Source organism: Novosphingobium sp. MBES04 (assembly GCF_000813185.1).
Taxonomy (GTDB): Bacteria; Pseudomonadota; Alphaproteobacteria; order Sphingomonadales; family Sphingomonadaceae; genus Novosphingobium; species Novosphingobium decolorationis.
Genome location: NZ_DF850488.1, coordinates 1,808,164 through 1,830,296 on the forward strand (window position 1 = coordinate 1,808,164; position 22,133 = coordinate 1,830,296).

Here is a 22,133-nt window from a genome sequence, read left to right on the forward strand (position 1 = left end):
CCCGACCTGTCGAGCTCATCTTTCGCGCGCCCACGAGGCTGAAGGAGGTGAGGTTGCCGATTCCGTGGGCAAGGGGCAATGGCCCCTTGAATCACTTCGTCCTTGCCTCAGGGTAGGCTCTGAACAACCTCTTCAGAAGTGAAGTTCGGCGCGTCTGCGACCGTATAGTCCGCGCCGTAGCGGCTTGCCTCGTAGCCGGGCGCTGCGAAACCGGGCGCGGCCTGGCTTTGCGAGGGCGCGGCGTGCGTGCGGGTGTAGCGTTCATAGTACGCATCGAGATAGGTCTGGCACTCGTCCGGGGCGTCGGGGGCGGGCTGGATTCCCGCCTGGGCATCGCGTTGCGCAACCTTCTGGTAGCAATCGACAAGCCAGGCATCGCGGGCGACCGGATCGAAGCCTCCATAGCGTACGGTATCCCGAGCCTGGGCTGGGGGTGTGGATAGAGCCAGAAGCAGCGCCGTGCAGGCAAGGTGAGGGCAGGACAGGCGCATCGCAGGGTCTCCTTCGCAAGGGCATCGCCGGGAGTCCTCCCGAATGTCTGCCCTTGCGAATTAGCACCGAGGTCCGGGACGGACTATCGCGCGCGCGTGGCTGTCCCGAAACGGCGCAGGCCTGCAGGCCTGCAGGCGTCAGCCGATGGCCTTGGCCGTGATTTCGGCAAGGCGTGCGAAACCCTTGGCGTCCTCGTCGTCGAAGCGGTCGGGCAGGGGGCTGTCGAGGTCGATGACCGCGATCACCTTGCCATCGACCACGACGGGCACAACGAGCTCGGAGCGGCTGTCGGCATCGCAAGCGATATGGCCGGGGAAGGCGTGGACGTCGGGCACGAGCTGGGTCTCGCCGGTCCGCGCGGCCGCCCCGCACACGCCTGAGCTAAGCGGAATACGGATGCAGGCGGGCTTGCCGATGAAAGGGCCGAGCACGAGTTCGTCCTCGACCATGCGGTAGAAACCCGACCAGTTGAGATCGGGCACGAACTGCCAGATGAGCGCGGCCAGGTTCGCCATGTTGGCCACGGCATCGGGCTCGCCTTCGACCAGAGCCTGGGCAGCGCGGGCGAGTTCCTCATAGAGTTCGGGCTTGGAGGCGTCGGTAAGGGGGGCAAAATCGTACATGCCCCTCAGGTAGCGCAACTCGAGGTTGCCGCATAGACGGGGGGCATCTATCTCGGTGCTCATGCGCTCGATCCTGCTCAAGGCCCTTGCGGCCCTTATCGTTCTCGTCCTGGCGCTTGTCGCCTTCTTTGCCTGGACGCAGTATTCCAACAGCTCGGACCTGCCGAGCGATGCCACTGCGGGCAAGGACCCGACCCTGGTCGATCCTGACCCGCAGACGATCCCCAGCATGAAGCTGGTCGATCCGGTGGGTTGGGCCGAGGGTGAGGCACCGACGCCCGCCAAGGGCCTTGTCGTCACGCGTTTCGCGCAAGGCCTCCGGCATCCGCGCACGATGCTCACACTTCCCAACGGCGATGTGCTGGTGGCCGAGACCGGCGCACCCAAGGCAAGCGAGAGTGGCGGTCTGACCGGAATGGTCATGGGCTGGGCGATGGGCAAGGTGGGCGCAGGCGCCCCTTCGGCCGACACCATCAAGCTGCTGCGCGATTCCAACGGGGACGGGAAAGCCGACCAGACCTTTGACCTGCGTAAGGCCGATCTCGTCTCGCCCTCGGGCATGGCTTACCGGGACGGCAAGCTCTACGTCGCCAACCACGACGCGATTCTCGAGTTTTCCTTCACTCCGGGCGACACGAAGATCGAGGGCACACCGAAGAAGCTCATGGACCTGTGGCCGGGCGGCAATCACTGGATGCGCAACCTGCTCCTGAGCGAAGACGGCAAGGCGCTTTACGTGGCGGTCGGTTCGGCCACCAACATCGCCGACAACGGCCTGGAAGAAGAGGCCGGGCGCGCGGCCATCTGGGAAATCGACACCGAAACAGGCCGCCGCCGCCAGTTCGCGGCGGGCATGCGCAACCCCAACGGCCTCGACTGGAATCCCGCGACGAGCGAGATGTGGGCGACGGTGCAGGAGCGCGACATGCTGGGCCCTGATCTTGTGCCCGACTACTTCACCAACGTGCCGGTTGGTGCGCAGTATGGCTGGCCGTGGGTCTACTGGAAGAACATCTTCGATGATCGCGTCCAGTACGACATGCAGACCTACATGATCGAGTACACACGCAAGCCCGAATACGCGATGGGCGCGCACACCGGCACGCTTGGCATGGTGTTCGACAAGGGCGGCACGAAGCTGGGCAAGGCGTTCCGGAACGGTGCCTTCATCGCCCGCCATGGGTCGTGGAATCGCCGTCCGGCGGTGGGCTACGACGTCGTCTTCATTCCCTTTGATGCCAACGGAAATCCCCGGGACGTCAAGCCGCAGCGCGTGCTGACCGGATTCCTTGGAGAAGATGGCAGCACCACCCACGGCCGTCCGACCTGGGTCGCTTTCGATGGGACTGGTGCGCTTCTCGTGACCGACGATACCGCGGGTATCATCTGGCGCGTCGTGGCACCCGATGCGGACGCCTCGCCCGAGATCAGGCTCATCGTGACCGACCATCTCGAGCCCAAGCCGGGCCTCGTCGATCCCAACTCGCCCGAAGCCGCGCAGAAGCGTCTCCAGGCCGGTTTCCGGGGGACCGACCGGATCCTCAACCGCGAGAAGGACTAAGCCTCAGGCGGGGCGGGCAGGGCCTCAGATGGTCTTGCCCGCGCGTCCTGCCAGTTCGTTGACGTACTGCCAGGCCACACGGCCCGAACGCGCGCCGCGCCGGCGCGACCACTCCAGCGCATCGCCCTGGTCCCACTCCAGCCCAAACGCCCGTGCGTAGCCGCCGATGATGGCGAGATAGGCGTCCTGGTCGCAGGCGTGGAAGCCGATCGAGAGACCGAACCGGTCCGCCAGAGCAAGGCGATCATCGACCACGTCGCGCGGATTGATGGGATCGTCCTGTTCGTGCATCGAGCGTGAGACGATGGCACGGCGGTTGGAGGTGACAGCAAGGCGCACGTTGGCTGGGCGTGCCTCAACCCCGCCTTCGAGCCAGGAGCGCAGCAGGCGCGGACCTGCGCCATCGTTCTCCTCAAAGCCCAGATCATCGACGAAGACGAGGAAACGGCGCTCGATCTTCCCGAGAGTCGCAAAGAGATCGGTTACGCCCGCAAGCGCATCCTGACCGACCTGGACGAGGGCGATGGCATTGTCATGCTCGGCCTGGCCCTTGCGGATCGCGGCGCGCAAGAGCGCGGATTTGCCCATCCCGCGTGAGCCCCACAGCAGCATGTCGTGCGCCGCATGGCCTGCGGCCAGACGCAGCACGTTGGTGACGACGCTGGCCTTCTGGTCATCGATCCTGCGCAGCATGTCGAGCGCGGGGGCCTCCAGCTGGGCTACGCCGCGTGCCGAGGTGCCGTTCCAGACATAGGCGGGGAAGGCCAGCCAGTCGGTCGCGGGGACGGGGGCCGGCGCGATGCGCTCCAGCGCCTCGGCAATACGGGAGAGGAGGGCGGGCGTGTCCGTTTCGGGCAGCGGTGTGGTCATGGCTTCCTTGCGCTTTTCCTTGGCTTTCGCTGCGCTGCGCTATAGCGGCAGGGTATGAGTCCCGCCAGTCGTCCCCGCCTCCTGACTTCATCCTCGCCCGATCTTGCCACAGCGGGCGAGATTCTGCGCAGTGGCGGTCTGGTCGCGGTGCCCACCGAGACGGTCTATGGCCTGGCCGCCAGAGCCGACCGGGATGAGTCCGTTGCGGCCATCTACGCGGCAAAGGGGCGGCCCAGCTTCAACCCGCTTATCGTCCATGTCGCGGACCTCGCCGCCGCGCAGGCCATTGCGACCCTCGATGCGCGGGCAACAGCTCTTGCCGAGGCGTTCTGGCCGGGGCCGCTTACCCTGGTGCTCCCCTTGCGCGCGGGCGCTCCCGTGGCGGCCGCTGTAACGGCGGGCCTGCCGACTGTGGCGCTGCGCTGCCCGGCGCATCCCGTTATGCGCGCGGTCATTGCTGAAACCGGCCTGCCGCTCGCCGCCCCCTCGGCCAACGCCAGCGGCGGGGTGAGTCCCACCAGCGCGGCACACGTCGTTGCCTCGCTCGGCGGACGCGTCGATGCCGTGATAGACGGTGGTCCCTGCGAGGCAGGCCTGGAATCGACCATCGTGGGCCTTCGCGATGGGGGACGCTGGCAGGTCCTGCGGCCGGGTCCCATCGCCGCCGATACGCTGGCTCAGGTGCTGGGCTGTGAGCCCGATCCAGTCACCTCACAAGCCATCGAGGCCCCCGGCCAGCTCGCCAGCCACTACGCACCCGGAAAGCCCGTGCGTCTCGACGCCGACGCGGCCGAGGCTGACGAATTCCATATTGGCTTCGGTGCCGTTGCGGGTGACGCTTCGCTTTCGCCCACAGGCGACCTCAACGAGGCGGCGAGCCGTCTCTACGCGCTTCTGCATCAGGGCGCGGCCGCCAACCATCCCCGTATCGCCATCGCGCCCGTGCCCGAGACCGGGATTGGGGCGGCTATCAACGACCGGTTGCGCCGCGCGGCGGCGTAGGAGGTCGGAAGAGATCTTTCCGAGGGCCATCGCCCTCGGAATGTCCGTCTTCCCTCTTCCCGAGCCCCGTCAAAGCCGGTCAAACACCGAACCCATGCGCGGGCTGAAAAGCCTCTCATAGGTCTTCAGGAGGTGCGTGTCGGTCATGGCGGCCACGTGGTCGCAGATGACCCGGATATCGCCTGAGGAGGCATCGTAGCGGCTTAGAGCGGCCTTCGGGAGCAGGCGGGTCGGATCGGCGGCAAGTGCCTCGAAGACGGCGACGACCATGGCCTGCCCCTTGAACTCCAGGTGCTGGACTTCGGGGCTGGCGATGACGTCCTTCACGATGAAGGCCTGGAGTGCATCGAGGAACGCGCGGCGCGGGCCTTCCAGGCGCACGCGCCAGCGCAGCAGCGGTTCGTCGAAGGCGGTCTCTTCCCGGTAGGTGGCGCCGGTCAGGAAGTGGTGGACGAGGCGGCTGATGTAGCGCTTGCGCGTCCCTTCGTCCTCGCCGAACAGGCCCTCGATCATGCGCGAGAAGACGTCGTTCTCACTTTCGCCGGGGTACTTCTCCTTGAGCGCATCGAGGAAGGGGGCGCTGGCGCTCTCCAGCGCCTTGGCGAAACGCTCGCGCGCGACGAGGCCGAGCGCGATCGCATCCTCCAGATCGTGGACGCCGTAGGCAATGTCATCGGCAAGATCCATGATCGAACAGTCGAAGTTCTTGTGGAGGGTCTTCGCATGCTTGCCGGGGCGTGCTTCGATGGCGGTGAAGGCCTCGCGCTCGTGGTGGGAGAGGGGGGCCAGAATCCAGTCCACCACGTCCTGTTCGCAGTCGAGATAGGCCTTGGGCGGCTTGCACTGGCGCGAATCGAGGATGTGAAGGGTACTGGGGCCGTCGAGCAGGCGCGGCTCCAGATAGGGGTTTGCCGCCTGCGAGAACGCGGCCGGGTATTTGAGGACGCCCAGCATTGTGCGACGGCTGAGATTGGCGCCGGCGTTGGCCGAGAAGCTCTCAAGCCGGGCCAGGATGCGCAGGGTCTGCCCGTTGCCCTCGAAGCCGCCGTGGCGGCGCATGCAGTAGTTGAGCGCGACTTCACCGCCATGGCCGAAAGGCGGGTGGCCGAAGTCGTGGGTGCAGCCGATGGCGTGAATGAGGCTACGGTCCGGCAGGTACGCGGTCGCCGGATGATCGGGGAAGCTCTTGGCGAGCTGGCGCGCAAGGCCTCCTGCGATCTGCGCCACTTCGAGCGAATGGGTGAGGCGGGTGCGGTAGAAGTCGCTGTCGCCCAGGTTGAGGATCTGGGTCTTGCCCTGGAGCCGTCGGAACGAGGCGGAATGGACGACGCGGGCGTAGTCGATATCGCCGTCCTCGCGCGCGTCCTCGCTTTGCGCGGCCCAGGATTCGCGCCTCTCGTACCAGCTCATCTCGTCACCATGAGAGGGGTATTCCACCCGCGTGCCGCAGCGTCAATATGGCCGGTTCTGGGGGGCCTGGAGGATCTGCATCTGCGCGTAATCGTCGCGCGCATCCAGGCAGGCGCTCTGGCTTCCCGCGTCGCACTTGCGCAAATGCTTCTCGTAGCGGCGCTGGAGGTCGCGCAGCTTTTCCTCGTGCTCGCGCATCGCGCGGCCACGCTTCTCGTCCGCTTCCGACTGGCTGGTTGTTGCCCAGTCCACGCCCTGGCTCGCCGCGCGTACGGGCAGCGTCGCCACATCGACCGCGGTCCTGGCGACGCAGCCGCCCAGAACAGGAAGCAGGGCCAGGGCCAGAAGGGGGGCAGGGCGCACAGCAGGAGACATGACGTGCAAGAGGTCTCATGCCCGCAGCTCCTTCGCAAGCGGCAAAGGGAAAGGGCCGCTTCACCTTGCGGCGAAGCGGCCCTTCATCCTGCGGAATACGGCGAAACGCGCTTAGGCGGTCTCGGCCGTGTCGTAGTACTTGGGCGCATGCTCGTTGAGGATCGCGAGGATCTTCTTGAGCGCGGCCGGTTCGTCGGTCTTTTCCATCGCGGCCAGTTCGCGTGCGAGGCGCGAGGAGGCGGCCTCGAAGATCTGACGCTCGGAGTAGCTCTGCTCGGGCTGGTCGTCGGCGCGGAACAGGTCGCGCGTAACTTCCGCGATCGAGACGAGATCGCCCGAATTGATCTTGGCTTCGTACTCCTGGGCGCGGCGCGACCACATGGTGCGCTTCACCTTGGGCTTGCCCTTGAGCGTGTCGAGAGCTTCGCGCAGGGTCTTGTCGGACGACAGCTTGCGCATGCCGATCGATTCCACCTTGTTCACCGGAACGCGGAGCGTCATGCGCTCCTTTTCGAAACGCAGCACGTAGAGTTCGAGCTGCATCCCGGCAATTTCCTGCTTCTGCAACTCGATCACACGGCCTACGCCGTGCTTGGGATAAACGACGTAATCTCCAACATCGAAGGCATCGGCCTTGGTTGCCATGTATCGTCCTTTCACCTGCAGGGTGGATGCGAGCAAACAGGCGGTGAGAGTCGGTGTCCCGGTAGGCTGCGACCTGTGGCACGAATGCCTTTCGCCGACCGGTCAGATCACGCTCTTACCGCTTGTTTTCGAACCCTGCCTCGTCATGAAAAATCTCTGCCGGACGAGTGGAAGACTCGGGCAGTTGCCGTATTATATAGCACCGATGTGACAAAATATCCAGTGGCAGCCGCAGGATTCCTGCGCTAGCCTCCTGTGCGGTCCCGATTCGAGACGATGACAGGCAGATTCGCCTGCGTTTCCGGGCGTCTATCCTCGCCCATTTATTTTAGCGCTATTTGCCGTCGGGCCCGTTCAGCCTGGAAATTCCTGTCCAGCGGGCCCTCAGGCACTGGGCGCGATCAGTCGCCTTCACCGGGCTCGGGCGAGAAGTGCGTTTCCAGCTTGTTCTGGACGTCCTTCATCTCGTCCGCGTTGTCGGGCGCGTCCTTCTTGGTGGTGAGATTGGGCCACTCGGCCGAGTACTTGGCGTTGAGCTCGATCCACTGTTCCACACCGCTTTCGGTGTCGGGGATGATCGCCTCGGCCGGACATTCCGGTTCGCACACGCCGCAGTCGATGCACTCGGAAGGATTGATGACGAGCATGTTCTCGCCTTCATAGAAGCAGTCGACCGGGCAAACCTCGACGCAATCCGTGTACTTGCAGGCAATGCAGGCGTCGGTGACGACGTAGGTCATGACGGCGAAATCCTTTTTGAGAGACTTACGGCTGAAAGTGGAGCCGCTACGGGATGAGTCGGGTTGACGTCAAGCACTCTGTAACAGGCCTGGGCCTCGGGAGCGGGTCCACGGCGCTCGGGGAGGGCAAGAATTTCTATCACCCGCACGTTTCTGCCTATCGGTACGGTCAGGATGTCGCCCGGAGCGATCTTCTGATGGGCGCGTTCGATGCGCCGGCCGTTGAGCCGCATGTGCCCGTCGTGTGCAAGGCCCTGCGCCACCGCCCGTGTCTTGGCGAGGCGCAGGAACCAGAGCAGCTTGTCGACGCGCACCGGGATCGGTCCGGGTCAGCCGACGCGCATCGCGCTTAGCGCACCATGTCCGCGAGCGCGGCAAAGGCATTGCCTTCACGCGGGCGCGCGGGACGCTTGGAGGGCGCCTGCTGGGGGGCCTGGCGACGCGGAGGGCGCCAGGTCCACAGCTGTGTGGGAGCAGGTCCCTGCGCAGCATCGGTCTTGGCCGTTGCCGTCTCGGGCGCGGCGGTCTCGCCCTCGGCGGGAGCCTCCGGTGCCTTGTCCTCCCTGGCGGGCTTGCCGCGCGGTTCGACCGGCTGGAAGCCGCCCAGACGCAGCAGGCGCTCGTAGCTCTCGGGCGTCAGGCCCATCGAGATCGCGCGGGCGGGATCGAGCGGGAAGTTGGGACGCGGGCCCCGGCCACGACCCTTGTCGCGGCCGCGATCTTTGCCCTTGCCCTTGCCCTTGCCGTCCTTTGCTTCGGAGGCCTGGGGCGGAGTGTCCGCAGCCGCATCGCCTGCGGGGGCCGCGGTGTCGGCCGAGGCCTGCACGTCGGCGGTTTCGGGCTGGTCCTGCGCGGGCGTTGCCGCCGCTTCGTCCTCGACCGCCGCCATGTCGGTCGGCGCGTCCGTGGTCACTGCGGGCGGGGTCGGTGCCTTGGCGGCGTCCTCGCGCTGGGTGTGCGCTTCGCGCAGGAGCTTTTCGGCCATGTCGATGCGGATCAGCTGCTTGCCGAGACTGCGGTAGCCGGGCAGGCGGTCGCGCTTCCCGGCGGCCAGAGCCGGCGGCATCGTTTCGTCGGGTGCGCCGCCGCGCGGGGCCTTGCCGGCGAGGCGGGCCAGTTCGCGCCACAGGTTGATCGGGTTCGGGCGCAGCATGGCGGGCACGAACAGGTCGAGCGCGCCGACACGTACGCCCAGGCGCGCCAGCATCGTACGGCGTTCCTTGTCGAGCTTCTCAAGGCCCGACTGCTCGCGCGCGAGAATTCCGCCGCGTTCGACGAGAAGGATGAGAAGGGCGCGAAGGTCCGGGCCGGCTTCTTCCGAGCGGCTCGCCTCGTCCAGCTTGCCCAGCGGGGCGAGCGGTTCGAGCTGCTTCTCGAGCCAGACTTCGAGCGCGGCGACGAGGTCCTTGCGCGCAGGAGCCGGGATCGCATCGAGCAGACGGTCGGGCACGAACACGGGCGCCAGCAGACCGCGTCCGGCGCCGAGCGCGCCCAGCGGTTCGCCGTCCCAGGTCATCGCCGTGCCCGTCAGCGCGAGCGTGGCCGTTCCTTCGTGAATCGCCTTGGTCAGATCGGCTGCACGGGCTTCGAGAAGGCCGGGCAGGTGCTTTTCGGCGGCCGAAAGCAGGAGCTTGCGGTCGGTCAGACGGGTTTGCGGGTCGATCTGGAAGGCAAAGCCTCGCAGCGAGCCGATATGCTCGCCCTCGACCAGAACTTCTTCGTCTTCGAGCCGTACAGAGAGCAACCCTGTGTCCGGTCCCAGTTTTTTCATGAGCAGCGCAGTCCTGCGATTAATAAAACGTTCGGTAAGCTTGCCGTGCAGGGCATCGGAAAGCCGGGCTTCGACCGCGCGTGCCCGCGCCGCCATCTCATCGCGTGCGAGCACCCAGTCGGGTCGCTGCGCGATATAGGCCCAGGATCGGATTGCGGCAATCCGCCCCTGAAGCGTGTCGATTTCGCCGCCGGTGCGGTCAAGATGGGCGATCTGCTGGGCGACGAAATCCGCGCCCAGCTCGCCATGTCGGAGGTCTTGCCAAAGCCGCGCGACGAAGCGCGAATGGGTCTCGGTGCCCTGCTGGCGAAAGTCGGGCAGGCGGCACACGTCCCAGAAGCGCTCGACCCGGGCGCGGCCGCGCACCGAATCGACGATCTCGGGATCTTCGGCGAGACGCTTGAGGACGGCGAGGTCGATGGCCTCGGGCGCCAGGCGCAGTTCGGGGCGCTCGGGCGGCGTCTCCAGGTCGGCGATGAGCGTGTCGAGGCTGTCGAAACGCGGTTCGGGATCGCGCCAGAACAGCTTGGTCAGCGGGGGGAAGCGATGCTCCTCGATTGCGTAGACTTCCTCGGGCTCGAACTCGATCTCCTCGCCGCCGCGCCCACCCCGGTGCATGCCCGCAAGCGTGCCGAAGGTACCGTCGGTCTGGTGGCGCCCGGCGCGCCCGGCAATCTGCGCCATCTCGGCCGAGGTCAGCCGTCGGTGCCGCTGGCCATCGTACTTGGCGAGTCCGGCAAACGCGACATGCTGGACGTCGAGATTGAGGCCCATGCCCACAGCATCGGTGGCGACGAGGTAGTCGACTTCGCCCGACTGGTAGAGTTCCACCTGTGCGTTGCGGGTCTGCGGGCTGAGCGCGCCCATGACCACGGCCGCACCGCCCCGGAAACGCCGCAGCATTTCGGCAAGCGCGTAGACCTGTTCGACCGAGAAGGCGACGATAGCGCTGCGCGGGGGCACGCGGCTGAGCTTCTTGGGGGCGACGTGGCTGAGCGTGGAGAAGCGCGGGCGGGTGATGACCTCGACACCCGGGATCAGGGCCTTCACCATCGGCTCGAGCGCCGAGGAGCCCAGGATCATCGTCTCTTCGCGGCCACGGGCGTGGAGCAGCCGATCGGTAAAGACATGGCCACGTTCGCGATCCGCGCCCAGCTGCGCTTCGTCGATGGCGACGAAGGCAGTCTGGCGGTCGGTCACCGGCATCGCTTCGACAGTGCACAGGAGGTAGCGCGCGTTCTTGGGCTCGATCCGCTCTTCGCCGGTGATGAGGGCGACGTTGGCCTCGCCCTTGATCTTGCACACACGGTCATAGACCTCGCGCGCGAGCAGGCGCAGCGGAAAGCCGATCATGCCGCTGGAATGCGCGCACAGCCTTTCGATCGCCAGGTGGGTCTTGCCGGTGTTGGTCGGTCCCAGGACCGCCTTCACCCCGTCTGAGGTGTCTTTGCGCACCATCGCAGGTGGGGGGGTAAGCATTATGGGGTCAAGTGTGGCACTGCCGCTTACCGCTCGCAAGAGGCGTCTCGCCCCCAATGCCGGTTATAATCCACAATGTAAGGCTGGAATTAACCTTGGGCAGGCACGACGCTTCGCGGATTTCGGCGTAAAGCGCCCCGCAGGTGCCACATGGGGTGGTGCCTTTCGGGTAGATTGACGCAAGGCAACAAGGGACGGTGCGGGTGTTCAAGGGCCATGGCAGGGGATCGCAGGACGGGGCGCAGGATACGCGCACGCCTGCCAGTCTGTCACATGACCAGATGATCGGTGCAGACAGGGCGGGCGCCAGGAGCGCGCGCGGCGGTCTGCGCGCAGGCGTCGAGGCCTGGTGCCAACGGGTCGATCTTGCCCCGGATCTTGCCAGCGACATCGGCAGCCGCCGCTGGTTTCGTGGCCTTGCGACACTGGTGGGGCTCGGCGCGGTCGCCTTTGCCTTCTGGCCCGATTTCTCCGCCGTGGAAGCCGCGACGTTCACCCCGCTCGAAGAGCGCGTGCGCGACGAATTTCGCAGCCAGTCCATTGCCCCGCTTGCGCTGGGCGCGGACAGCGGACGGCACATGGGTGCCAGTCCGCTGGTCCGCCCGCTCGCCAGCGTGCCCGAGCGTCCACGCATCGATCTCGTTTCCACGCTGGGGCGCGGCGACAGTCTCTCGCGCATGCTTGGCCGGGCCGGTGTCGGTGCGCTCGACGTGGCCGAAGTCGAGAATCTGATCGAAGGCACGCTGTCGCCCTCCGAAATCGAGTCGGGAACCCAGTTCGACATCACGCTGGGCCAGCGGCCGGGGCCGCGCTCTCCGCGCGTTCTGGAATCGCTCAATTTCCGGGCGCGCTTCGATCTCGATCTTTCGGTCGAGCGCGGGGAGGGGAATACACAAGGGCCGCTGCGGCTGGTGCGCCATCCCATCCATGTGGATGCGACGCCCTTGCGCATTCGCGGCAAGGTCGGCTCCAGCCTCTACCGCTCGGCGCGTGCCGCCGGAGCCCTGTGGCCGCGATCCAGGCGTACCTGCGCGCCATCGACAAGTATATCAGCCTCGACAGCGACATCGGCTCACAGGACGAGTTCGACATGATCCTCGCCTACAAGCGCTCGGCCAAGGGCGACCGCAAGCTGGGTGAGCTGCTCTATGCGGGGATCGCGCATGAGGGGAAGAAGCGCCTTCAACTCCTGCGCTGGGGTGAGGACGGCCAGATGCTGGCCGCCGACACGGCGGGCAAGGCCCGTGAAGTGCCCATCGGCGCGCCGGTCGCCGGGCGGGTCACCTCCAACTACGGCATGCGCCGCCACCCGATCCTGGGCTACAAGCGCATGCACGCCGGGATCGACTACGGCGCGCGGCATGGCACACCGATTCACGCGGTGGCGGCGGGCCGGGTCAGCTTTTCCGGGCGCCACGGTGGGCACGGCAACTACGTGCGGCTCGAGCATTCGGGTGGTCTTGCCACGGGCTATGGCCACATGAGCCGCATCGCGGTGAAGCGCGGGGAGCGCGTGAAGGCGGGCGAGGTGATCGGCTATGTCGGCTCGACGGGCCTTTCGACGGGGCCTCACCTCCACCTCGAAGCCTACCGCGGCGGGCGTACGATCAACCCGGCGGGGCTCAAGATCCTTGCCAGCCCGCAGCTCGACAAGCGCGAACGCGCCGCCTTCGAGACGCGCCTGCAGAACCTGCTCACGCTCGAACCGGGCGCGGCGCTCGCGGACATCGCCCCGCCCGCCGATGCCGAGGCGGAGACCACGCGTGAGATCGACCGGCTCGCGCCGCAGCAGGTCGGATGAGGGCACACGAAGCACGAATTTGATTCAAGGGGCAATCGCCCCTTGACCCCGGAACGGGCGACCTCACCTTTCTCGGCCAGGGCGGCGCGAGAAGCCTGAGGTCGACGGTTCGGGGAGCCCGAGGGCGATGGCCCTTGGAGAGTCTCTCTTTATCTTGCATGGGACCGGAAGTCCGTCCCGGTGAGGGCAATTGAATTGCCTTGCGAATTGCGGCATCTCCTGCGCCCATGACCTATCCGCACACCCGTCTGCGCCGCGCGCGGGCCACGGCCTGGAGCCGGGCGCTCCATCGCGAGACCATTCTCACGCCTGCCGATCTCATCTGGCCGGTCTTCGTCACCGACGGCGAGGGTGTGGAAGAGCCGATTGCCTCGCTTCCCGGCGTGTCGCGCTGGTCGGTCGATCTTCTGGTCGAGCGGGCGAAGGAAGCGGTGGAACTGGGCATTCCGTGCTTGGCCCTCTTCCCCAACACCCAGCCTGAGCGCCGCAGCGCCAAGGGCGAAGAAGCGCTCAACCCCGACAATCTCATGTGCCGTGCGATCCGCGCGATCCGCGAGGCCTGCGGGGATTCGATCGGCCTGCTTACCGATGTCGCGCTCGATCCCTATACCGACCACGGTCAGGACGGCCTGATCGACGCCGAGGGCTATGTCCTCAACGACGATACGGTCGAGGCGCTGGTGGGCCAGGCGCTCAACCAGGCGCGCGCAGGGGCCGATATCATCGCCCCCTCGGACATGATGGACGGGCGCATCGAGGCGATCCGCGCCGCGCTCGAGGCCGAGGGGCACATCAACGTCCAGATCATGTCCTACGCGGCCAAGTACGCCTCGGCGTTCTATGGCCCGTTCCGCGATGCGGTGGGCTCGCGCGGGCTTCTGAAGGGCGACAAGAAGACCTACCAGATGGACCCGGCCAACACCGAGGAAGCGCTGCGCGAGGTCGAACTGGACCTCGCCGAGGGCGCAGACAGCGTGATGGTGAAGCCGGGCCTGCCCTACCTCGACATCGTGCGCCGGGTGAAGGAGGCTTTCGAGGTTCCGGTCTTCGCCTACCAGGTCTCGGGTGAGTACGCGATGATCGAGGCGGCGGTCGCGGCCGGCGCGGGGGACCGCGATGCGCTGGTGCTCGAGACGCTGCTCGCCTTCAAGCGTGCGGGCTGCTCGGGAATCCTGACTTATCATGCGGTGCACGCCGCGCGTCTGCTCAACGGCTGATCGCGGGCACATGGGGGACGTGCTGCCGATCCGGACCGAGCGGCTGGTCCTGCGGGCCTGGGACGCCGCGCGTGATCTGGCGGCATTTCATGCGATCTGCAGCGATTCCCTCGTGATGGCCACGCTCGGCACGCCTCTGACACGGGAAGAGACGGCCGCGGCCATCGCCCGGATGGAGGCAATGCAGGCCGAGCATGGCCACTGCTTCTGGGCGGTGGAACGCGGCGAGGATGCACGTCTGATCGGCTGGTGCGGCCTTATTCGCGGTCGCACCGGGCCGGTGGCCGGCAAGGCGGAACTGGGCTGGCGGCTCGCGTCCGATTGCTGGGGGCAGGGCTATGCCAGCGAAGCCGCGCGGGCAAGCCGGGACTGGGCCTTCGCCAACCTCGGCGATGATGCGCTCTACGCGATCACGAGCCTTGGCAACGTGCGCAGCCGCGCGGTGATGGAGCGTCTGGGCATGACGTATCAGCCTGACCTGGATTTCGCGCATCCCGATGTGCCGCACTACAGCCCGCTCTGCCCGCATGTGACCTATCGCCTGGCGCGGGGGGACCATTCGGCGCGGCCGGGCGTTGCCCCGGCATGAGTTCCACGCCGCGCCGCTCCCATAGCGACCGAATCCTCTTCCTCGTCACGATCCTTGTCGGCAGTTTCCTGCTGTTCCTGGTCCAGCCGATGGTGGCGCGCATGGCGCTGCCCTTGCTGGGAGGCGCACCCAATGTCTGGAACAGCGCGATGCTGGTCTATCAGGCGCTGCTCCTGGGCGGCTACGCCTATGCGCATTGGCTGGGGCGCTTTGAACTGCGCACGCAAGGGTGGATTCACGGCGGCCTGCTGGTGCTGGCCGGACTGACTCTGCCTATTGGCCTTGTCGATCTACCTCCGGCGCCCGAAGGCCGTGAAGTGCTCTGGGTGCCGCTGCTGTTGGGCCTCAGTGTCGGGCCGGTGTTCTTTGCCGTTTCCGCGCAGGCACCCTTGATTCAGCGCTGGTTTGCCGCCGATCCCGAGGCCGGGCAGCCCTGGGCCCTCTACGCTGCCTCGAATCTGGGAAGCTTCGGTGGCCTTCTCGCCTATCCTCTGCTGGCCGAGCCGCTGTTTTCGCTCCAAGCGCAGAGCCTTGGGTGGGCGCTGGGCTATGGCCTGCTCGTCCTGTGCGTGCTGGCCTGTGTCTATGTACGGCGTGCGCGCTCGGGGCGTGAATGGGGCTTTGGCGAGGACACGGCGCAGGCATCCGCCCCCTCGGCGCGGCGCATTGCCGTGTGGCTGGCGCTGGCCGCGGTGCCTTCCGGGCTCATGCTCTCGACAACGACGCATCTGACCACCGACATCTTCGCCGCGCCGCTGCTCTGGGTGATCCCGCTCGGCCTCTACCTGCTGAGCTTTACCGTCGCCTTTGCGGACCGGCGCGCACCTGCCCGCCTGATTTCACGGCTTGCGCCGGTCGTCGTGGTGTTGGGGGGTGGCTATGCAATGGCCTCGAATGGGATCGGTGGTCTGGGCGCGGTGGCGCTGTCGTGCCTGCTCCTGTTCTGCGTCGCGGTTGCGCTCCACACGCGCCTCTATGACCTGCGCCCGGGGCCGGAGCGGCTGACCCAGTTCTATCTGGTCCAATCGGCGGGCGGCGCACTTGGCGGCCTGTTCACGGCATTGGTCGCCCCCATGATCTTCGACTGGAGCTGGGAGCATCCCCTGCTGGTGCTTGCCGCGGCACTGCTCATGCCGCTGCGCCCGCTGCTCGGCTGGCGCGAGCGGGACGATATCGAGCCGGGCATGGCACTTCTGGCGCAGAATATCCTGTTGGCGCTGGCCGTCTTCCTGGCCTGGCAGCTCAAGGACCTGGTGGTCGATCCGGCGGCGGGCATCTGGAGTGTGCTCCTGACCGTGTTCCTTGTCGGTATCGGTGTTCTGCTGATGGCCTCGCGCGCGGCCTTTACCGCCCTCGTGCTGATCGCGATGATCGGGCAGGGCGGAGCCTGGACGGTGCTCTCATCCTGGCGCGGGGAGCGCACGCGCAGCTATTTCGGCATCTATACCCTGCGCGACTACCCCGAGAGCCGGACACGCACCCTGGCGCATGGGACAACGCTTCACGGCAAGCAGTCGCTCGACCCGGCCCAGGCCCACGAAGCGCTTACCTACTATGGTCCCGGTTCGGGTGTCGGCCTTGGGCTGAGGGCCTTGCCCCGGCTCTACGGAGCGGGGGCCCGCGTGGGCGTAGTGGGCCTGGGCACCGGTTCGCTTGCGTGTTTGGCGCGTCCGGGCCAGGACTGGACCTTCTACGAGATCGATCCGGTGATCCGGCGCTATTCGACCGATGGGACCTTCACGTTTCTGAGGGACTGCACGCCCGGCGCGCAGGTGGTGATCGGCGATGCCCGCCTGAAGCTGGAGGACGTTGCCCCCGGGCGCTTCGATGCGCTGGTGATCGACGCATTCTCCTCGGATTCGATCCCGCTCCATCTCCTCACCCGCGAGGCGCTGGCGGTCTATATCCGCGCGCTTTCGGAGGATGGCGTGCTGCTGGTCCATATCTCCAACCGCTACATCGATCTCGACCCGGTGATCTCTGCGCTGGCAAAGGATGCTGGGCTGGCAGCGAAGTCGCGGTTGGACCTCCCGCAGGACCGCGAACGCTATACTCCCTCGCGCTGGATCGCGCTCTCGCGCAGCGAACAGATCCTCAATGACCTTGCCGCGCAGCGCCCTGACATGGCCTGGACTGCGCTGCCCGAGGCGCAAGGGGCCCCATGGACGGATGACCATGCCTCGATCCTGCCCTATATCCGTTGGTCCCAGCTGACAGGAACGCCATGACCGAGATTTCCCGCCCCGACACCACAATCGCCGCGATCCACGGAAGGTGCCCCGGATTCACGAGAGCGCCTTCATCGCACCCGGTTGTCGCATCATCGGCGATGTCGAGATCGGCCCCGAGGCCTCGATCTGGTACAACTGCGTGATCCGCGGTGATGTGAACCGGATCGTCATCGGCGCGCGCACCAATGTCCAGGACGGAACCGTCATCCACTGCGACAGTCCCAAGCCGCAACGCCCCGAGGGCCACGCGACGATCATCGGCGCCGACTGCCTGATCGGCCACATGGCCATGCTCCACGGCTGCAGGCTGGAGGACCGCGCCTTCGTGGGCCTGGGCGCGGTGGTCATGGACGGCAGCGTGATCGAGAGCGACGGCATGCTGGCGGGCGGCGCGATGCTGACCGGCAAGCGCATCGGGGCAGGGCAGCTGTGGATGGGCCGTCCGGCCAAGTTCGCCCGCGATCTCGACGAGGCGACCAAGGCGGCCAACCAGGCCGGAGTGCGCGGCTACGTGCAGAACGCGAAGGATCACGCGGCCGCGCTGCGCGGCGCCTGACCTGCCATGGCGCGGCCCAAGCTCGATCTGCCCGAGACGGACGCTGTCGAAGCCCTGCTAGATGCCGAGGGGCGCCTTGCTGTACGCGTGACTCCCGGCGCCAAGGGGGAGGGGCTGACCATCGAATCCGGGCGGCTTCTTGCCAAGGTCCGCGCCAAGCCCGAAGGCGGCAAGGCGAACGAGGCGGTGCGCGCGCTCGTCGCCAGCGCGCTGCGGGTAGCGCCCTCGCGGCTGGAACTGTTGCGCGGCGCAACTTCGCGTGAGAAGCAGTTTCGCCTTACCCGCTAGGCGGGAGCCTGCTTTTCAGGAGGTGACGGGGTTCTGCGGCGGGCGCACGGCCATGGCCGCGCACAGGTCTGCGAGAATCTCCCCCATGGCATCGGCGATGCGCTTGGGTTCGGGGGCAACGTCCGCAATCGCGCGCTGCATGGCGCCGGCCCACTGGTCGGCGGCCGAAGCGGTGATGCGAAACGGCTTGTGAATGCTCATCATGCAGCGGTCCGGGTGCGCCTCGAACCAGTCGCGCGGGCCGCCCGCCCATCCGGCGAGAAACTGCGGCAGGGATTCGCGCATGGGGGAGAGGTCGGCGGCATGCATCGCGCGCAGTTCGGCGTAGGCCGGGTCTTCGTCCATGAGGTCGTAGAAGCGCTGGGCGATGGCCTCGAACACCGGCATGCCGCCCAGCATGTAGAAGGGCGTGCGCGGGGTCTCGGGCGCGGGAGCTTCGGCAGTCGGAGCAGGGGCAGACACGGAGCGACATCCTTTGCAGACAGCGTGCGGGATGGTGTGAGAGTACACGTGCAGGGCCAAGCCGAACTTGATGTTGGTCAATTGGAAAAGGCAAAGAGACAGCTTCGAGGGCCATCGCCCTCGGGCTCCCAATACCGTCTGCCTCACCTTGAGTGAGCTACCGTGGCTGAGAAAGGTGAGGTCGCCGATTCCGGGGTCAAGGGGCGATGGCCCCTTGAAAAGGCTATTTCCTTCTTCAGTCCCGTATCAACGCTCGCAAGGCCTCGATCCGGTCCGCCTCGTGCGCGGGCTTGTCCAAACGGATGCGGTGGATGCGCGGAAAGCGCATGGCGAGGCCTGACTTGTGGCGCGCGCTGGCGTGAACCGAATCGAAGGCGACTTCGAAGACCAGCGACTTGTCGGTCTCGCGCACCGGGCCGAAGCGGTTGACCGTGTGCTGGCGTACGTGGCGGTCGAGGTCCTTCAGCTCGGCATCGGTGAAGCCGAAGTAGGCCTTGCCGACAGGCAGCAGCTGGCCCTCGCCGTCGGGATCGCCGTCCCAGCAGCCGAAGGTGAAATCGGAATAGAACGAGGAGCGTTTGCCCGATCCGCGCTGGGCGTACATCAGCACGCAGTCGATCAGCAGGGGATCGCGCTTCCACTTGTACCACAGGCCGGTCTTGCGGCCCGCGACGTAGGGGCTGTCGCGCCGTTTGAGCATCACGCCTTCGATGGCCGCGTCGCGGGCGTTCTCGCGCAAGGCGGCCAGTTCGGCAAAGCCGGGCACGTCGATCAGCCGTGAGAGGTCGAAGCGTTCCGGGTCGAGCCGGCGCAACAGCGATTCGAGGGCCTCGCGGCGCCGGGACCAGGGCAGTGGACGCAGGTCCTCGCCTTCGATCTGCAGAACGTCGTAGAGCCGGACGAAGGCGGGGGCCTCGCGCAGCATCTTCTTCGAGACGGTCTTGCGCCCGAGGCGCTGCTGCAGCGCGTTGAAGCTGGCCGCGCCGCCCTCCTTGCCACCCTGCGCCTCGCCGCGCACGAGCAGTTCGCCATCCAGGACACAGGCCACGTCGAGCGCGGCCGGGATTTCCGGGAAGCTGGCCGAAATATCGTCGCCCGAGCGGGAGTAGAGACGGCTCTCGCCCGTGCCGCTCTCGCCGGGGGCATGGACTGCCTGCACGCGGATACCGTCCCATTTCCATTCGGCCACGTAGGCGTCGAGGTCGAGGTCGTCGGCCTCGAAGGCATGGGCAAGCATGAAGGGGCGGAAGAGGGGCAGGTTCTCGGTGTCGGGCGGGGCTGCGCCGTGGGCGGCCCAGTCGAACAGGGCGGTGTAGGGGGCGATTGCCCGTGCCAGTGCTCCTCCACGTCCTCGATTCCCACATCGAAGGCTTGCGCGAAAGCCGTCTTGGCGAGGCGCGCGGAGATGCCGATGCGCATGGCGCCGGTGGCCAGCTTGAGGAGCGCGTAGCGTCCCTCGGCGTCAAGCCGGTCGAGAAGAGCAGGAAGTTCGCTTGCGACCGTGGAGCGTGTCATCGCGGCCAGCGCGTCGACGGCCTCGGCAACCGTTGGAGGCGGTCCGGGAGCTTCCTCCGGTTCGGGCCAGAGCAGACTGGCGGTTTCGGCGCTGTCGCCCACGTAATCGCGGCTGAGAGTCCAGAGTTCGGGATCGACCCGTTCGCGCATCAGCGCGCGGATCGTGCTGCCTTTCACGGCCGCAAAGTCGAGTCCATCGGACAAGGCGGCCAGCGCATAGCCCCGGTCGGGATCGGGCGTGTCGCGCAGGTAGCGTGCGAGGGCAGCGATCTTGGCGTTGCGGCTGCGGGTATAGACCAGCGTGTCGAGGAGCGCGGCGAAGGCTTCCATATCAGTCGTCGCCCCCTTCGTCCTCGTACCCAACTAGGGCCAGGGCGCGGGCCTTCTTCTGGTGCAGTTCGCACCAGCGCAGCATGGCTTCCTCGCGGCCGTGGGTGATCCATGTTTCACGTGGAGCAACTTGCGTGACGGTGCGGGTGAGCTCGTCCCAGTCGGCGTGGTCGGAGATAATCAGGGGCAGCTCGACCCCGCGCTGGCGGGCGCGCTGGCGCACGCGCATCCAGCCCGAGGCCATCGCGGTCAGCGGATCAGGCAGGCGGCGGCTCCAGCGGTCGTTGAGAGCCGACGGCGGGGCCAGCACGACATGCCCCGCCATGGCCTCCTTCGAGGGCGCGTCGCTGACGAGGGACAAGGCCCCCAGATCGACGCCGAAATCCTCATAGAGACGGCACATCTTCTCCAACGCGCCGTGAAGCCAGATGGTCTGGACATGGCCTGCCGCGCGCAGTTCGGCGATGACCCGCTGCGCCTTGCCCAGGGCGTAGGCACCGACCAGCACGCAGCGCTCGGGCTCTGCGGCCAGGGCATCGGTCAGCTTGGCAATCTCGTGCTGTGTGGGGGGATGGCGGAAGACAGGAAGGCCAAACGTCGCTTCGGTGATGAAGACGTCGCAGGGCGTGACCTCAAAGGGCGGACAGGTCGGATCGGGGCGCCGCTTGAAATCGCCGGTGACGAGGATGCGCTCGCCTGCGTGTTCGAGCAGTATCTGCGCCGAGCCCAGGACGTGCCCGGCGGGAATCCAGGTCGCCTGTACCCCGCCGGGAAGCGTAATCGTCTCGTGGTAGGCGACCGGCACCGCGCCGTCCGAAGTTGCGTAGCGCAACTTCATGATCGCGAGAGTCTCAGGCGTGGCAAACGTTTGTCCATGGCCGCCGCGGGCGTGGTCGGCGTGGCCATGCGTGACCAGGGCTCGGTCGACCGCGCGCGCCGGGTCGATCCAGCAATCGGCTGGAACGACGTGAATCCCCCAGGGTTCGGGGCGTATCCAGGAAAACGCGCGCGCCACTAGGTGACAATGGCAGGCGCGCGCGCTTGTTCCCTTCAGGTCGGGATTCTCGGACATGGGAGAAGAGGAAGAGCCTATCCAAGGGGCCATCGCCCCTTGACCCCCAAATGGGCGACCTCACCTTTCTCGGCCAAGGCGGCGCGAGAGAGGTGAGGTAGACAGTTTTGGGAGCCTGCCTCCTTCTCAATCCACCGAACGCGCCACCCGGAAGCCCACGAAGGCGGAGCGGGTCGCGTTGGTCATCACGCGGCTGGCCGAGCGCATCGAGCCCGGGTGCGGGCTGTGCGAGCCGCCCCGGATCGGGTGCATTTCGCAGGCCGAGCCGTCTCTTGCGCCATCGGTCCAGGCGCTGCCGTCGCTGGGGGCGCCTTCGTAGGTGTCGTGCCAGCAGTCCTCGACCAGCTGGTAGAGATTGCCGATCATGTCGTAGAGGCCCCAGGCGTTGGGCGCGAAGGTCGCGACGGGGGAGGGGCCGTAATAGTCGTCATGGCACTGGGCCGTGATCCAGTCGCTGTCGCGTTCCTGTACGGTGATGTCCGCGCCGTTGGCGTAGGTGCACTGCAGGGTGATGTCATCGCCCCAGTAGCGCGAGGTCGTGGTGCCCGCGCGGGTGGCGTACTCGAATTCGGCCTCGGTCGGCAGGCGATACTGCGTGCCCGTTTCCTGCGAGAGCCAGGAGACGTAGGCGCTGGCATCGTCGTAGTTGACGCAGGTAACCGGGTGCTGGTCGGACTGGGGGAAGCCGATCGACTGCCAGTCGGCGTCCTCGCGCATGCCGTATTTGGTGCCGAGGTACGCGTAGCAGCCCTTGGCCGTGTAGCCGGTCGCCGCGACGAAGCGGGCGAACTGGCCGCGCGTCACCATGGTCGCGGCGATCTCGAAGGCGGGCACGTGGACTTCGTGCTGCGGTTTCTCGCGCGGCGCGAAATCATCGTCGACGGCAAGGCCGGTGTGGTGGGTGAGGGCCTGTTCGGCGTCGGTCTCGGCCTTGGTCGAGCCCATCAGGAAGGTCCCTGCGGGAATCGCCACCATGTCGGCAGGGCCGGTTTCGCCGGCCAGAGCCTGCTGGGATAGGGCTGTGCCTGCAAGTGCCGAGCTGGCGATCAGGATCTTGGAAATGTGCATGGTTCCCCCGTTGGTCGTGTGGGGGCAGGCTATGGG

20 protein-coding genes and 2 pseudogenes are annotated in these 22,133 nt (G+C 66.9%); 9 read left to right on the forward strand and 13 right to left on the reverse strand.

Annotated features, from left to right (window positions below):
- Positions 1-107 precede the first annotated feature (107 nt).
- Entirely contained in the window at positions 108-491 is a 384-nt protein-coding gene (locus MBENS4_RS07900) for a hypothetical protein (protein WP_039389925.1), read from the reverse strand.
- 138 nt (positions 492-629) lie between these two features.
- Positions 630-1,115, reverse strand: a complete 486-nt coding sequence (locus MBENS4_RS07905) for a GAF domain-containing protein (RefSeq protein ID WP_039391997.1) — start codon at positions 1,113-1,115, stop codon at positions 630-632.
- 61 nt (positions 1,116-1,176) lie between these two features.
- On the opposite strand from MBENS4_RS07905, the gene MBENS4_RS07910 reads away from it, so the two are divergent.
- Entirely contained in the window at positions 1,177-2,676 is a 1,500-nt protein-coding gene (locus MBENS4_RS07910; protein ID WP_039389927.1) for a PQQ-dependent sugar dehydrogenase, read from the forward strand.
- Between the two features lie 24 nt (positions 2,677-2,700).
- Here MBENS4_RS07910 and MBENS4_RS07915 read toward each other — a convergent pair whose 3' ends face one another.
- On the reverse strand, positions 2,701-3,546 hold the full coding sequence (locus MBENS4_RS07915) for a DUF815 domain-containing protein (protein WP_199904353.1): 846 nt from the start codon (positions 3,544-3,546) through the stop codon (positions 2,701-2,703).
- A 54-nt stretch (positions 3,547-3,600) separates the two neighbouring features.
- Between MBENS4_RS07915 and MBENS4_RS07920 the strand changes: the two genes are divergently transcribed.
- Entirely contained in the window at positions 3,601-4,548 is a 948-nt protein-coding gene (locus MBENS4_RS07920; protein WP_039389930.1) for an L-threonylcarbamoyladenylate synthase, read from the forward strand.
- A 69-nt stretch (positions 4,549-4,617) separates the two neighbouring features.
- On the opposite strand, the gene MBENS4_RS07925 is transcribed toward MBENS4_RS07920, so the two are convergent.
- From MBENS4_RS07925 to MBENS4_RS07950, 6 genes are all read right to left on the reverse strand, one after another.
- Positions 4,618-5,958: an anti-phage deoxyguanosine triphosphatase gene (locus MBENS4_RS07925; RefSeq protein WP_039389933.1), complete on the reverse strand. Its 1,341-nt coding sequence runs from the start codon at positions 5,956-5,958 to the stop codon at positions 4,618-4,620.
- Positions 5,959-6,000: 42 nt separating this feature from the next.
- Positions 6,001-6,333 (reverse strand): hypothetical protein, encoded by a 333-nt coding sequence (locus tag MBENS4_RS07930; protein ID WP_039389936.1) that lies wholly within the window; start codon positions 6,331-6,333, stop codon positions 6,001-6,003.
- Positions 6,334-6,444: 111 nt separating this feature from the next.
- Entirely contained in the window at positions 6,445-6,978 is a 534-nt protein-coding gene (locus MBENS4_RS07935; protein WP_039389939.1) for a CarD family transcriptional regulator, read from the reverse strand.
- 401 nt (positions 6,979-7,379) lie between these two features.
- Positions 7,380-7,718 carry a ferredoxin FdxA gene (gene fdxA / locus MBENS4_RS07940; RefSeq protein WP_039389942.1) on the reverse strand — a complete coding sequence of 113 codons (339 nt, stop codon included), beginning with the start codon at positions 7,716-7,718 and terminating at the stop codon, positions 7,380-7,382.
- A complete protein-coding gene (locus tag MBENS4_RS24680) occupies positions 7,715-8,032 on the reverse strand; it encodes an RNA-binding S4 domain-containing protein (protein WP_084592003.1) in 318 nt (105 codons plus the stop codon). Before MBENS4_RS24680 ends, fdxA begins: the two co-directional genes overlap by 4 nt.
- A gap of 35 nt (positions 8,033-8,067) precedes the next feature.
- Positions 8,068-10,968, reverse strand: a complete 2,901-nt coding sequence (locus MBENS4_RS07950; protein WP_084592004.1) for a helicase-related protein — start codon at positions 10,966-10,968, stop codon at positions 8,068-8,070.
- Positions 10,969-11,165: 197 nt separating this feature from the next.
- Between MBENS4_RS07950 and MBENS4_RS26550 the strand changes: the two genes are divergently transcribed.
- The 7 genes and pseudogenes from MBENS4_RS26550 (at position 11,166) to MBENS4_RS07980 (ending at position 17,650) form a co-directional block, all read left to right on the forward strand.
- Positions 11,166-12,062 (forward strand): hypothetical protein, encoded by an 897-nt coding sequence (locus MBENS4_RS26550; RefSeq protein ID WP_242404834.1) that lies wholly within the window; start codon positions 11,166-11,168, stop codon positions 12,060-12,062.
- Positions 11,975-12,769 (forward strand): M23 family metallopeptidase, encoded by a 795-nt coding sequence (locus tag MBENS4_RS26555; protein ID WP_242404835.1) that lies wholly within the window; start codon positions 11,975-11,977, stop codon positions 12,767-12,769. The genes MBENS4_RS26550 and MBENS4_RS26555 overlap by 88 nt, the downstream gene beginning before the upstream one ends.
- Before the next feature lie 227 nt (positions 12,770-12,996).
- A complete protein-coding gene (hemB, locus tag MBENS4_RS07960; protein ID WP_039389951.1) occupies positions 12,997-13,986 on the forward strand; it encodes a porphobilinogen synthase in 990 nt (329 codons plus the stop codon).
- A gap of 10 nt (positions 13,987-13,996) precedes the next feature.
- Entirely contained in the window at positions 13,997-14,575 is a 579-nt protein-coding gene (locus MBENS4_RS07965) for a GNAT family N-acetyltransferase (protein ID WP_039389953.1), read from the forward strand.
- A complete protein-coding gene (locus tag MBENS4_RS07970; RefSeq protein ID WP_039389955.1) occupies positions 14,572-16,803 on the forward strand; it encodes a fused MFS/spermidine synthase in 2,232 nt (743 codons plus the stop codon). The genes MBENS4_RS07965 and MBENS4_RS07970 overlap by 4 nt, the downstream gene beginning before the upstream one ends.
- Positions 16,800-17,362, forward strand: a pseudogene (locus tag MBENS4_RS07975) (gamma carbonic anhydrase family protein). Before MBENS4_RS07970 ends, MBENS4_RS07975 begins: the two are co-directional and overlap by 4 nt.
- 6 nt (positions 17,363-17,368) lie before the next feature.
- Complete coding sequence (locus tag MBENS4_RS07980) at positions 17,369-17,650, forward strand: DUF167 domain-containing protein (protein ID WP_039389957.1); 282 nt, start codon at positions 17,369-17,371, stop codon at positions 17,648-17,650.
- 15 nt (positions 17,651-17,665) lie between these two features.
- On the opposite strand, the gene MBENS4_RS07985 is transcribed toward MBENS4_RS07980, so the two are convergent.
- The 4 genes and pseudogenes from MBENS4_RS07985 to MBENS4_RS08000 form a co-directional block, all read right to left on the reverse strand.
- Entirely contained in the window at positions 17,666-18,049 is a 384-nt protein-coding gene (locus tag MBENS4_RS07985) for a group II truncated hemoglobin (protein WP_052322344.1), read from the reverse strand.
- Between the two features lie 298 nt (positions 18,050-18,347).
- Positions 18,348-19,957, reverse strand: a pseudogene (locus MBENS4_RS07990) (cisplatin damage response ATP-dependent DNA ligase).
- Between the two features lies 1 nt (position 19,958).
- Positions 19,959-21,029 (reverse strand): ligase-associated DNA damage response exonuclease, encoded by a 1,071-nt coding sequence (locus tag MBENS4_RS07995; RefSeq protein WP_052322102.1) that lies wholly within the window; start codon positions 21,027-21,029, stop codon positions 19,959-19,961.
- Positions 21,030-21,155: 126 nt separating this feature from the next.
- Positions 21,156-22,097, reverse strand: a complete 942-nt coding sequence (locus MBENS4_RS08000) for a formylglycine-generating enzyme family protein (protein WP_052322103.1) — start codon at positions 22,095-22,097, stop codon at positions 21,156-21,158.
- Positions 22,098-22,133: the final 36 nt, after the last annotated feature.

Bases quoted from the DNA above. Each gene is read 5' to 3' on its own strand.
- MBENS4_RS07930 (WP_039389936.1), bottom strand. From the start codon at position 6,333: ATGTCTCCTGCTGTGCGCCCTGCCCCCCTTCTGGCCCTGGCCCTGCTT.
- MBENS4_RS07915 (WP_199904353.1), bottom strand. From the start codon at position 3,546: ATGACCACACCGCTGCCCGAAACGGACACGCCCGCCCTCCTCTCCCGT.
- MBENS4_RS07920 (WP_039389930.1), top strand. From the start codon at position 3,601: ATGAGTCCCGCCAGTCGTCCCCGCCTCCTGACTTCATCCTCGCCCGAT.
- MBENS4_RS07950 (WP_084592004.1), bottom strand. From the start codon at position 10,968: ATGCTTACCCCCCCACCTGCGATGGTGCGCAAAGACACCTCAGACGGG.
- MBENS4_RS07970 (WP_039389955.1), top strand. From the start codon at position 14,572: ATGAGTTCCACGCCGCGCCGCTCCCATAGCGACCGAATCCTCTTCCTC.
- MBENS4_RS07935 (WP_039389939.1), bottom strand. From the start codon at position 6,978: ATGGCAACCAAGGCCGATGCCTTCGATGTTGGAGATTACGTCGTTTAT.
- MBENS4_RS07980 (WP_039389957.1), top strand. From the start codon at position 17,369: ATGGCGCGGCCCAAGCTCGATCTGCCCGAGACGGACGCTGTCGAAGCC.
- hemB (WP_039389951.1), top strand. From the start codon at position 12,997: ATGACCTATCCGCACACCCGTCTGCGCCGCGCGCGGGCCACGGCCTGG.
- MBENS4_RS07900 (WP_039389925.1), bottom strand. From the start codon at position 491: ATGCGCCTGTCCTGCCCTCACCTTGCCTGCACGGCGCTGCTTCTGGCT.
- MBENS4_RS07965 (WP_039389953.1), top strand. From the start codon at position 13,997: ATGGGGGACGTGCTGCCGATCCGGACCGAGCGGCTGGTCCTGCGGGCC.
- MBENS4_RS07925 (WP_039389933.1), bottom strand. From the start codon at position 5,958: ATGAGCTGGTACGAGAGGCGCGAATCCTGGGCCGCGCAAAGCGAGGAC.
- MBENS4_RS07905 (WP_039391997.1), bottom strand. From the start codon at position 1,115: ATGTACGATTTTGCCCCCCTTACCGACGCCTCCAAGCCCGAACTCTAT.
- MBENS4_RS07910 (WP_039389927.1), top strand. From the start codon at position 1,177: ATGCGCTCGATCCTGCTCAAGGCCCTTGCGGCCCTTATCGTTCTCGTC.
- MBENS4_RS07995 (WP_052322102.1), bottom strand. From the start codon at position 21,029: ATGTCCGAGAATCCCGACCTGAAGGGAACAAGCGCGCGCGCCTGCCAT.
- fdxA (WP_039389942.1), bottom strand. From the start codon at position 7,718: ATGACCTACGTCGTCACCGACGCCTGCATTGCCTGCAAGTACACGGAT.
- MBENS4_RS08000 (WP_052322103.1), bottom strand. From the start codon at position 22,097: ATGCACATTTCCAAGATCCTGATCGCCAGCTCGGCACTTGCAGGCACA.
- MBENS4_RS07985 (WP_052322344.1), bottom strand. From the start codon at position 18,049: ATGCTGGGCGGCATGCCGGTGTTCGAGGCCATCGCCCAGCGCTTCTAC.